This window comes from Ruminococcus sp. AF17-12 (genome assembly GCF_003479245.1).
GTDB lineage: Bacteria > Bacillota > Clostridia > Lachnospirales > Lachnospiraceae > Blautia_A > Blautia_A fusiformis.
On the sequence record NZ_QUGY01000018.1, the window covers coordinates 53,629 to 64,994 of the forward strand.

At 48.0% G+C, this 11,366-nt stretch carries 10 protein-coding genes and 1 riboswitch; of the genes, 2 read left to right on the plus strand and 8 right to left on the minus strand.

What is annotated here, in order from left to right:
- The first annotated feature begins 181 nt into the window (after nt 1-181).
- Entirely contained in the window at nt 182-628 is a 447-nt protein-coding gene (locus DWW77_RS15990) for an Lrp/AsnC family transcriptional regulator (RefSeq protein ID WP_021652217.1), read from the plus strand.
- A 574-nt stretch (nt 629-1,202) separates the two neighbouring features.
- Here the strand turns inward: DWW77_RS15990 and thiE are convergent.
- From thiE to arfA, 5 genes are all read right to left on the minus strand, one after another.
- On the minus strand, nt 1,203-1,844 hold the full coding sequence (gene thiE, locus DWW77_RS15995; protein WP_015526321.1) for a thiamine phosphate synthase: 642 nt from the start codon (nt 1,842-1,844) through the stop codon (nt 1,203-1,205).
- 16 nt (nt 1,845-1,860) lie between these two features.
- Nucleotides 1,861-2,763, minus strand: coding sequence for a hydroxyethylthiazole kinase (gene thiM / locus DWW77_RS16000; protein ID WP_118609114.1), 903 nt, complete (start codon nt 2,761-2,763; stop codon nt 1,861-1,863).
- On the minus strand, nt 2,726-3,280 hold the full coding sequence (thiW, locus tag DWW77_RS16005) for an energy coupling factor transporter S component ThiW (RefSeq protein ID WP_015526323.1): 555 nt from the start codon (nt 3,278-3,280) through the stop codon (nt 2,726-2,728). Before thiW ends, thiM begins: the two co-directional genes overlap by 38 nt.
- 337 nt (nt 3,281-3,617) lie before the next feature.
- Nucleotides 3,618-3,720, minus strand: a riboswitch (TPP riboswitch).
- A gap of 322 nt (nt 3,721-4,042) precedes the next feature.
- Entirely contained in the window at nt 4,043-5,032 is a 990-nt protein-coding gene (locus DWW77_RS16010) for an aldo/keto reductase (RefSeq protein ID WP_059086650.1), read from the minus strand.
- Between the two features lie 70 nt (nt 5,033-5,102).
- Entirely contained in the window at nt 5,103-6,608 is a 1,506-nt protein-coding gene (gene arfA / locus DWW77_RS16015; protein ID WP_118609115.1) for an arabinosylfuranosidase ArfA, read from the minus strand.
- A gap of 342 nt (nt 6,609-6,950) precedes the next feature.
- Here arfA and DWW77_RS16020 point away from each other — a divergent pair, with 342 nt between their 5' ends.
- On the plus strand, nt 6,951-7,727 hold the full coding sequence (locus tag DWW77_RS16020; RefSeq protein ID WP_110103609.1) for a helix-turn-helix domain-containing protein: 777 nt from the start codon (nt 6,951-6,953) through the stop codon (nt 7,725-7,727).
- Nucleotides 7,728-7,781: 54 nt separating this feature from the next.
- Here the strand turns inward: DWW77_RS16020 and DWW77_RS16025 are convergent, their stop codons facing one another.
- From DWW77_RS16025 to DWW77_RS16035, 3 genes are all read right to left on the minus strand, one after another.
- Nucleotides 7,782-9,479, minus strand: a complete 1,698-nt coding sequence (locus DWW77_RS16025) for an acyl-CoA dehydratase activase (protein WP_118609116.1) — start codon at nt 9,477-9,479, stop codon at nt 7,782-7,784.
- Nucleotides 9,476-10,756 carry a 2-hydroxyacyl-CoA dehydratase subunit D gene (locus DWW77_RS16030; protein WP_118609117.1) on the minus strand — a complete coding sequence of 427 codons (1,281 nt, stop codon included), beginning with the start codon at nt 10,754-10,756 and terminating at the stop codon, nt 9,476-9,478. Before DWW77_RS16030 ends, DWW77_RS16025 begins: the two co-directional genes overlap by 4 nt.
- Nucleotides 10,757-11,072: 316 nt before the next feature.
- Entirely contained in the window at nt 11,073-11,252 is a 180-nt protein-coding gene (locus DWW77_RS16035) for a DUF6472 family protein (protein ID WP_015526328.1), read from the minus strand.
- Nucleotides 11,253-11,366 lie beyond the last annotated feature (114 nt).

Genomic DNA, 11,366 nt, shown 5'->3' on the forward strand with positions numbered 1-11,366 from the left:
ATAGTTTACATTAATCTTTTTAAGAATTTCTTTTATTTTTCTTATTTTTATTAAGTCGTTTCTTGTGTTGTGATAACACACGCAGTATAATCAATACAGAAAAACATATTTTCAATCCACTTCCCTACGCAGCTCTGTACCAGTTACAAATAACATTTTTCATCGAAAGGATACATTCTACATGGAACACAAACTCGACAACATCGACCGAAAGATCATCGAAATGCTTCAGAAGAACGCCCGCACTCCGGTAAAGGAAATCGCAAAGGAAGTCTTCCTCTCATCCCCCGCTGTCTCCGCCAGGATCGAACACCTCGAAAAAAACGGGCTGATCACAGGCTACCACGCCCAGATCAACCCAGTATTTCTCGGTTATCATATAAAAGCATTCATCAACCTGGAAGTAGAACCCAACCAAAAAAAAGACTTCTATCCCTTCATCCAGTCCATCCCAAACGTCATCGAATGCAACTGCGTCACCGGCGATTACTCCATGCTCATCGAAGTAGCCTTCCGCTCCACCATGGAACTGGACCACTTCATCAACGAACTCCAGCAGTTCGGCCGCACCAAAACACAGATCGTATTCTCCACCAGCGTAGAACACAGAGATCTGCCTGTGGAGTAACCCCCACCGGCATTTTTTATAAACCATATCACATCGCTCTACCAGCCGACAGCGAAGCGCCTCGGCCAGCCTACCGTCAGACAACCGGAAACTCAGCCTTTCCTCCCAGCTATCCAGCGCAGCGCTGATAGCTCATCCATCTCCCGGCAAACCACAAGGAAACTCAGCCTTTCCTCCCAGGCATCCAGCGCAGCGCTGATGCCTCATCGCATTCCCGGCAGACCACTCAACCCAACATTTACACCCAAACTCCCGAGCAGCCACCCTCCCCTGACGCCTTGAAAAACCAGCCCGTGAGGCGTGTGCTGCCTGTCGCCGGACTCTGCAGGAGGGGAGCTGATTCTTGGCTGGCGGAAATCTGCGTTGTTTTTCAAAAGTCCGCTGTCTGAGCGGCTGCAAGACGCGAGTTCGGACTTTTGGAAAACGGTTTTAGCAGAATTCCGGCAGCCTAGAAGCCAGCCCCCGACGAAGCCCCGGCGACAGGCAGCACACGCCTCACGGGCGTCCGTATTTCAACAAAAAAAGAACAGCAATGAACCTCAAATCCACCACTGCTCTTCACTCATGTCCTAAATCACTTTCCCATCAAAGCAACAATCTTCTCCTTCAGCTCCCGCGCATTCTTCTTAGGATCCTCCGCCTTCATGATCGCAGAAACAACCGCCATACCACTCATACCGGCGCCCTCAAGCACATCCATATTCCCGGCATTCAATCCCCCGATCGCAACCGCAGGAATCGGAACCGCCTCACAGATATCCTTCAACGTAGAAACCTTGGTAAGGATCGTCACCACCTTAGTAGTAGTAGGATAAATCGCCCCCACACCAAGATAATCCGCACCATCCTCATAAGCCTTCACAGCAGCCTCCACCGTCTTGGCAGTAGCCCCCACGATCTTATCCGGTCCCATCAGCTTCCTTGCCACAGCAACCGGAATATCAGAAGCTCCAACATGCACACCAGCCGCATCACAGGCCAGCGCCACATCCACACGATCATCAATGATCAGTGGCACATTGTAACGATCTGTGATCTCCTTCACCTTAAAAGCCTTATCCAGATACTCCCGTCCACCCTTATTCTTCTCGCGAAGCTGGACCAGAGTCACACCACCCTTACAAGCCTCCTCAACCGTACGAAGCAAAGACTCCTCCGTATGATAAGAACTATCCGTCACCAGATACAACGTTACATCCAAATCTTTTCTATCCATCCTAATCCCCTCTTTTTCAGTACATTTCAATCTTCAACAGATCCAGCAGCTGTCGATCCGAAAGCCCATAGATCTCATCCAGCAGATTTACCTGAAAGCTTCCCGGACCGCGGGAAATCTTCTCCGCTTCCTCGCCGGCGATACCCATAAGTGCAGTACCAAGCACTGCCGCAGCCAGATAATTCCCGGATCTCCCATTTAATTCCATCTCAACGCCAGACCAGACACCTGCCTCTATACTATCCGTCATCTCTTTCGCAATATTATCTTCGCACCCCGGCAAAAACGCCGCAGTCAGTGCACCGACCATACAGCCGGTTCCTGTGATCCCGGACAGCGCCGCACTGCCATTTTGTACCAGAACAACCCGTTCACCATCCGTAACAAAATCCTGTTTCCCGGTAGCCAGCACGATTGCCTGATTATTTCTGGAAAAAGCCTTAAGCACTTCACTGACTCCATCGATATTTTCCTCAGTCAGAGCATCCTCGACACCCGCATCGATTCCGATCGCATGAGACGGCAGCCCGGAAACAGCCAGAAGCTCTGACATATTTCCCTTCAGCACTGCCGGATGACCGATCCTTAAAAGCTCCCGTGCCAGATCCAGCCTGAGATCACTGCAGGCAACCCCTACCAGGTCCAGAAGAACCGGAATCTTATTTTCCATCGCTGTTCTCATAGAACGCTTCATTGACTCGATCCTGGCATCGGTAATATTCCCGAGATTCAGCATCAACGCACCAGCCGATGCCGTAATACCTGTCACCTCTGCCGGATGCTCCGCCATGATCGGCCTTGCACCTACTGCAAGGACCACGTTGGCACAGTCATGGATCGAGATCGGATTGGTGATGCAATGGATCAGCGGCTTTTCTTCTTTAATTCGCTTTCGCAGTTGTAAAATTCTTTGTCTCATATGTTTTTGAACCCAAAGCTGCCTGGAATTTCACCAGAAGACCTGCTTTACTCAGAGCCTTCAGGAAAATATAGGCAACACATCCTCCCATTGTGGTTGCTGCAAGGAACATCGGCGTATAATAAAATGCTGTCAGTCCGCCTCTTCCCATCAGGAATGCCATCACCGGATAAGAAACCATGGATCCGATGATACCCGTTCCAAAGATCTCACCGATCACCGCGCAGATGATCTTGCCTTTGGAAAGTCTGTAGAACACACCTGAAAGGAATGCGCCAAATACTGCACCGGTCAGTGCAAGTGGCGGGATTCCCATGAACATCATACGGATCACGCCGATCATGGTCGCACAGAGAAGGGAATACCACGGTCCCATCAGAACCGAGCATACGATATTGACAAGATGCGCCGTGGGGCACATTCCCTCAATCCTCAGGATCGGTGAAATAACGACACCGATCGCAACCATCATTGCCAGCATTACCATACGAAGCGTGTGCATCCTTTGTTTTTCCATAGTGTTTTTCCTCCCTGAAATATCAGGCAGAACCCTGTCAGATCCGGGCAAAAGCTTCCCGTCTGCTGCAGTCTGCCCTTAGATTTTGGCGGTCGAAGTTCCCTTACTTCCTCTCACTCCGAAAACACGGATTCCCATCGCTTACATGATCCTTCCGGAAAAATCCTCCGGAATATCACTCTCCTGCCAGACATTAAGGCGCTCCCCTTCCTGCCCGCTCTTTCGCAGAAGCTCCACATGCAGTCTCTGTCACTTTCACATCCCCCCATTGTCAGACCATTCCAGTTCCATTCCTGCATCCGAAAAGAGCGCATCCCATGGCAAACTCCACGGAGACACGCTCTCAGATCACAATCCCTCCGTTGGCATTACCCAAATCAGGTACGGTCGAAGATCTATCTTCCTCTCAGCCTGTCACACAAGCTCCCGCTGGCTCTTTTCTTTTCTGTTTTTCAATATAGCACACACCTATCCCGTTGTCAAACCTCCACTGCTTATTGCTCTTTGCACTCCCGCCGGAGACGTTACTGTTCACTCCGTTCTCAGCAACACGCTTCGCGATGCACAGAATTTATGCTAATCGCATAAATTCGCGCGGTATGTCTCGGGTTTTCTGTGACCTTCGCTCACAAAAAACACCTCGCGGAATATTACCAGTAAACAGTAACCCGGAAACTTTCCTAATTCAGTTAAACAATTATTTTGGCATAAAAAACTCCCTGCTTCACTACTTTTCATAGTAAAACAGGAAGTATATAAATCTTATTTTGAAATCTCGTCGATCAGACGCAGCTCCTCAGCTGTAAACGGTGCACAGTGGATCGCTTTCACATTATCAAGGATCTGCTGCGGCTTGGAAGCTCCGATCAGAACACTGGTAACTTCCTTATGCTGAAGCAGCCAGCCAAGTGCCATATCAGCCAGCTTCTCTCCACGCTGGGCTGCCAGATCGTTCAGTCTCCGGATCTGATCCAGACGCTCCGGCGTCAGCACACTTTCCTTAAGGAATCTTCCATCTTTGCGGATACGGCTGTCCTCCGGGATCCCGTTCAGGTAACGGTCTGTCAGCTGTCCCTGAGCAAGAGGGCTAAAGGTGATCAGACCTTTTTTCAAAATGCCGGTGGTTCTCTTGAGACCGTTTTCTTCCACTGTTCTGTCAAAAATGGAATACCGGTTCTGGTTGATCACAAAGGGACATTTCAGATCCTTCAGGATCGCTGCCGCCTGGCTTAAGGTTTTTCCATCATAATTGGAAAGTCCCACATAAAGGGCCTTGCCCTGCTGAACCGCTGTTGCCAGCGCCCCCATAGTCTCCTCAAGCGGAGTCTCCGGGTCCATTCTGTGATGGTAAAAAATATCCACATATTCCAGACCCATGCGCTTCAGGCTCTGGTCAAGGCTTGCCAGAAGATACTTGCGGCTGCCCCAGTTTCCATAAGGGCCCTCCCACATATCATAGCCTGCCTTTGTTGTGATGATCAGCTCATCACGGTATGGCATCAGTTCTTCTTTCAGGATCTTGCCGAAATTCCGTTCCGCACTTCCATAGGCAGGTCCGTAATTATTGGCAAGGTCAAACTGTGTGATACCATTGTCAAAAGCTGTAAAGCACAGCTGCTTCATGTTTTCATAATCAGAAGTATCTCCGAAATTATGCCATAATCCAAGAGACACCTTCGGAAGCATCAGGCCGCTTTCACCGCAGCGGTTGTACTCCATAGTTTCGTAGCGTTCCTTTGCAGGTGTGTACATAAAAAAGACCTCCCATAATGTAGCATGATTTACATTTTCTGTAACTACTTTTACTATACTTCACCGGCCCTTATTTCGCAAGACGGATCATATTCCAGCTGTGTTTTGCAAAAACTGCTTCCAGTTTTCCGCCGTCCAGCTTTGAGCATTCTGCACTGGCTTTTACAGGAACTACATTCTCCGGCTGAGCCTCTGTATTGGCTGCCTGAAGATCGTCATTATTAAGTACAATATGCTCTACGATCTTATATCCCTCAAACTGTCTTAAGTCACAGGAAACTTCCATATCCTCATCCAGACTCTTATTCACTGCAAAGATCGTCAGCGTATCCTTTTCCTCATCCCAGACACACACAGAATCCAGATATGGCGCTTCGCCATAAGTTTTGCTCTCGTATACCGGTGTGAGAACCTGTGTATTAAGGACGGTTCCTCTTCCAAACACACTTGTCAGCATATACGGATAAAAGATCGTCTGACGCCATGCGCCTGTATCGGATGTCATGATCGGCGCAATAACATTTACCAGCTGTGCCATGCAGGCGATCTTTACACGATCTGCATGACGGAGAAGTGTGATCAGCATACTTCCCACAAGAAGTGCATCCTCAAAGTTATAAACATCCTCCAGCTGATGGGGCACCTGTACCCATTTTTCCAGCTTTTTATCCTGTTCATTGCTGTGGTACCATACGTTCCATTCGTCGAAGGAAAGATTAATCTGTTTTTTTCCATGCTTCTTTGCTTTTACAGCATCGCAGATGGAAACCACTCCTGAGATAAAATCATCCATGCCCTTGGAGCTTGCCAGAAAATCGGCAGTGTCTCCCGATGCATTTCCATAGTACTGATGCAGGGAAAGATAATCCACCTGATCGTAAGCCTCGTCAAGAACCGTATACTCCCAGGAGCCAAAGGTAGGCATTTCCAGATTGGAGCTTCCGCATGCAACAGTCTCAACCTCCGGATCCATAAATTTCATCAGGCGGGCAGTCTCTGCTGCAACTCTTCCGTACTCTGCCGCAGTTTTATGTCCCATCTGCCACGGACCGTCCATCTCGTTTCCGAGACACCATAATTTGATATCATGCGGGTGTTCATAGCCGTGAGCCTTACGGAGATCACTGTAATAGGTACCACCCTTAAAGTTACAGTATTCCAGAAGATTTTTCGCATCCTCCGGTCCTCTTGTTCCCAGGTTTACTGCCATCATCACATCGCTGCCGGCTTTTCTGGACCAGTCCACAAACTCATTGAGTCCAAACTGGTTTGTCTCGATGACACCCCAGGCCAGCTCCGGTCTGGACGGACGCTGAGCTTTCGGTCCGACGCTGTCCTCCCAGCGGAATCCGGATACAAAATTTCCGCCCGGATAACGAACGATCGGTACCTGAAGCTCCCTTACCAGTTCCAGAGTATCCTTCCTGAATCCCTGCTCATCAGAAAGGGGGCTGCCTTCCTGATAAATCCCCTCATAAACCGCACGTCCGAGATGTTCTATAAAGGAACCATAGATCCTTTTGTCTGTTTTTCCGGTGAGGAAATATTTGTCCACGATGATCTGCGCTTTTTTCATTGTAAAAATCCTCCTGCAAATTATTATTTTCTGCCTGCCACTGCATTGGACTCTGTTTCCGATTCCGCCATATACCGGCTCTTACGCCTCTGTTCGCTCACACACTCTCAGACAGATCGGAAATCAACCGTTTCTATGTTTCATTTTACCATCCTGTTCTATCCATACCAGTGATTATCTTCCGAAACAGTTGACTTTTTTTCCGGTAAGATTTATCGTAAAGACAGTCTTACCAGACGGACGTCCCTCTGTCACTTTACTTTATACTTCCAGACAGAAAGTTCTTTACAATGCCACAGTCGGATTGTCTGATCTACGTAATGAAAGGAGCGCAGCATTTTCATGGATTTCACCTTAAATTTCTGCGAATACAACCGTTCCAACTCCGATTACGACAGGATTTTCCGGCCGGAGGGAAGCGGAGATTTTCTTTTTCTTTTATTTAAAACACCAATGAAGGTTTATCTGGGCGATCAGCTTACTGTCACCCGGGATAATGCCTGCATCTTTTATATTCCGGGAAATCCCCAGCATTATCAGGCTGTGCGAAAATTTCGGAACAGTTATGTCCATTTTTCCTGCGGAGAAAATCTGGCAAAACGGTTCGGACTTCCCTGCAACGAAATTTTTTACCCCAGTGACTGCCAGGAGATCGATCACTGTATCCAGAAGCTGCAGCATGAATATCTGAACAGAGAAGTTTTTTCCCGGGACTACGAGTATGCCCTGCTCTGCCAGCTGATGATCACAGCCTCACGGGAACTCCGCAGTACAGATACAGGCAAGTCTGCAGACTCGGAGCTCTGCAGCCTGTTCCAAAAAATCCGTCTGGAAATGCTTACAAATTACGAAAAGCCATGGACAACAGAAAAGCTCTGCGCCATGGCTAATCTCGAAAAAAGTCAGTTTTATTCCTGTTACCGGAATTTTTTTGACAGTACCCCTCATGCTGACCTGAATCTGCTCCGTCTGGAAAAAGCCAAAAATCTGCTCACCAACGAAGCTCTGCCTGTTCAACAGGTGGCTCTGCTGTGCGGATTTTCAAATCTCTCCCACTTCAGCCGGTACTTCCGAAAGAACTGTGGCTGTTCGCCCAGTGAATGGGCACGCCGCCCCTGACCAAAAGGATATTCACACTCTGCATTCACTGCGCAGGCAACTTGTCTGATCTGATCACCGTGCCGCATTACACTTCTCATAAGCAAACAGTGCCGCACCAAGCGCACCACAAAGCTGTGCCTCATCACAGATATAAAGCTTCGCACCCAGCTTCTCCTCCAGTGCCTGGATGATACCTTTATTTCTGGCAACACCACCGGTCATCATGTATTCCCCCGGATTCTTTTTGCCAAGGCGGGCTGCAAGAGCTCCTACCTTGGAAGCAACAGATACATTCAGACCATGGATGATATCTGCCACGTCCTTATTCTGGGCAACCAGGGAAACTACCTCGGACTCTGCAAATACAGTACACATGCTTGAGATCACTACGTTCTCTTTCCACTCCAGACCACGGGTACTCATCTCCTCCAGGGAAAGTCCAAGAGTACGGGCCATCATTTCCAGGAATCGTCCGGTTCCTGCTGCACATTTATCGTTCATCAGGAAATTTTTTACCGCACCGTTCTCGTCAATGCTGATCGCCTTGATATCCTGACCGCCGATGTCGATAACTGTACGCACATTCGGATTCAGATAATGGGCTCCCTTTGCGTGACAGGTAATCTCTGTGATACTGTCATCACCACTGTCAATATAGGCACGTCCATATCCGGTAGTAACGATACGCACGATATCTTCTTTCCTGATCCCTGCTTTTTCCACGGCCATCTCCAGGCTCTTCTCTGCACTCATCATAGCGCCGCCGCCTGTGGGAATGATCATGGTCGATTTAATTTTTCCGTCTTTATCCAGGATCACAACATCCGTACTTGTGGAACCGCTGTCGATCCCTGCCACATAATAAACTCCTGATTCCATTTTTTTCCTTATCTCCTCGCTGATTCCTTTTGATGGGTCCATATCCTCAGAGCCTTCCAGGGTCTCCGCAAAAGCCTGCACTCTGGTAAGGAGCTGTCCTGCACTCTGGCTTGTAAAATCTGTCTCGATCTTCAGAAGCGGAACCTTGATATCACGCTTGATGCTTGCATACTCAAATCCGTAATAGTCGCAGAATTTAATAGTATGATAAATGATCCCCTTCAGGTTCGGATCCAGATACAGCCGGTTTCTTCGGGTGCTGTTGTTCATACGGAAGCAGGGCATCTGTGAAAGAAGTGCATCCGCATAAGCCAGGAACATAGCATCGTCTTCCATTTTTTCCAGCTCCTCACGGATCACTGCAAGACGTCTTCCACCTGTACAGGTCAGGTTTTCCACATCCATGCGGATATTATCCCGGATCATTTTTTCCAGGATGCCGCTGACACGGACACCCAGAACACCGATATACGGCTGGTTATCCACAGGCTCATGGGAAAAAGCATTCAGAAATCCACTTCTGTCGAAGGTTTTCCCCGAAAATTTCTCATAAGCTTTCTTCAGACGGTGGATGCCCTGGGCAAGCTTCACCTTTTCACAGTCGTTATCCTCATGAGGCATGTCCAGCATGTACAGAAATTTACATTTACCGGTACTTTCCACAATGTCGTACACACGACGCATGGAATCACAGCAGTTAACAAGAATAAGCTGCTCTACCTTTCCCTCCAGCACTGCCTGGATCACAGATTTTCCGAAGCCACAGAGATTAGCATGGGCGATCTGGTCCGAAAGCTCAAAATTCTCCGGCATTTCCTCAAGAACCGCACATTCCTCGCCAAAGCCCTTAAACAGCTCCAGCGGTGTATATTTACAGACGTAATGTATCATGACCGTTTTTCCTCCTTACCTTCTGACAGCATTTCCAGATATGCCTGAAGTCGTGTGGATACCTGGCCGTCACTGGAATTGGCCGGGTTACAGCCGTCACCGTCCAGGACCATGGTTGGAAGTCCTGCGTTTTCCAGAGAATTTTTGATCAGGCTGGAAGCTCCGATAGTTCCCTTGCAGCCCCAATGCGCAAAAAGGATCCCGCCGTCTGCCTCTGTAAGACTGGCCAGCTCCTGGGCACGCCGGATCCTCTGTTTCACACTTCCGTTGTAAATGCAGTTGACCATTTTTTCCGCAAGGGCCTCATAAGGATCCGAGGCCTGCATCCGCTGAAAACCGTCTGCAACAAAATCACAGGCACGGATATGCACGTTCTGGCTGTAATTAAATACATCCTTTACCGGCTCCTGCAAAAACGGCATCATATGCATCCACAAAATATGAAGACCTTCCCCCTTTGGTGCCTTCTTCACATCCTCAAGAAGCATTTTTGTATATTTCAGGGATTCCTCTGAGCCCGCCAGAAGATGACACATAAAGATCGCATACAGCTCATTTGTCAGGGAAGTCACCGGATCGTGATCCTTTCTGAGGGCAAGCTGGCTGCTGTAATAGGAGGCCGCTTCATTGCTGTTGGCAACTGCACGCTGTACCGACTGCTCGGAGATTTTTTTCCCGCCTACATCCTCCAGGAATTTCTTCAGCTCGCGGAGCTGATCTGCAACATAGCTGATGGAATCCTGATTTTTTTCATAGGGTACGTCAATATAAAAGCCCGGGATCTGATATTTCTGTTTCAGATAAGGAAACGTCATCATGTTTCCATCGCAGGCAAGGTTTGTGTAGATGGTACATTTGGGCTTCGGTACCAATCCTGTCATGGACGCTCCCAAAAAAACTCTGTGATAGGAGCACATGGTTTCCGGAAAGCCCTCTGATTCCGTCTGTGCCAGAAATGCCTGCTCACATCTGGTTCCGGCGATGAAGCAGGACATTGCCTCCACGGAATACGGAGTGATCCCTGCTGCTGTCAGAAGCTCTCCCGGTACAAAAATGCTCACAAGCGCGGTATCGTCCGGTTTTGCAAGGGCTTTGATAATATTCTGCATGACTACACGGGCTACATACTGTCCCGAAGCCGGAAGCTTCCTGTCAGGAAAAAGCTGCAGACGTTTTTCCTGAAGCCGGTATCCAGTGAGAAGAAGTTTTCGTGCTTTTTCCGGATCCCTGATGGATCTCTCTCCCACCATATCCCCGAATTTCTTTATAATATCCAATCTGTCACATCCTCCGTCAAATCAAAAAATCTATTATAAGTCTGTCAGACGCTTACCCGAAATTTTGTCTCAAACAAAATCCTGTAGCATTATCATCGTCTGGATGGTATAAAGGTTCCACCTGTCAGACCAATATTTTTATTATAAAGATATTTTTTTCAAATGTAAACACGCCAATTTTTACAAATTTGAAGCCTTTTGCACATATCAAAACATCAAAATGCAGATTTTCCACAAAACTCGCATTCCTTTTCGTGGAAAACCCGCATTTGTCTTATCGCATTATCTTCTGCTCTGTTTTTTCCGTTACTCTATATCACATCTGATGACGTACCACCTTATATTCATCTCCGGAACGATAATAGGGACATTCCTTGTAATCACTGCTCACAAAACGATAATATTCGTCCTCATCCAGATTGACATCACAATAATATTCGTCACACTCTTCATCATATGTATAGTTTGCACAGTATTCGCAGCTGGTTCCCTTCATATTTATTTCTCCTCTCTTTGCAGGAAAGTATTTCTCCCTGCTGTTCTCCTGATTATATAGTCAAGACCACCCGCTTAGCGGGTGGCTTGCTCTGTCCCTATAAGGGACTATTCC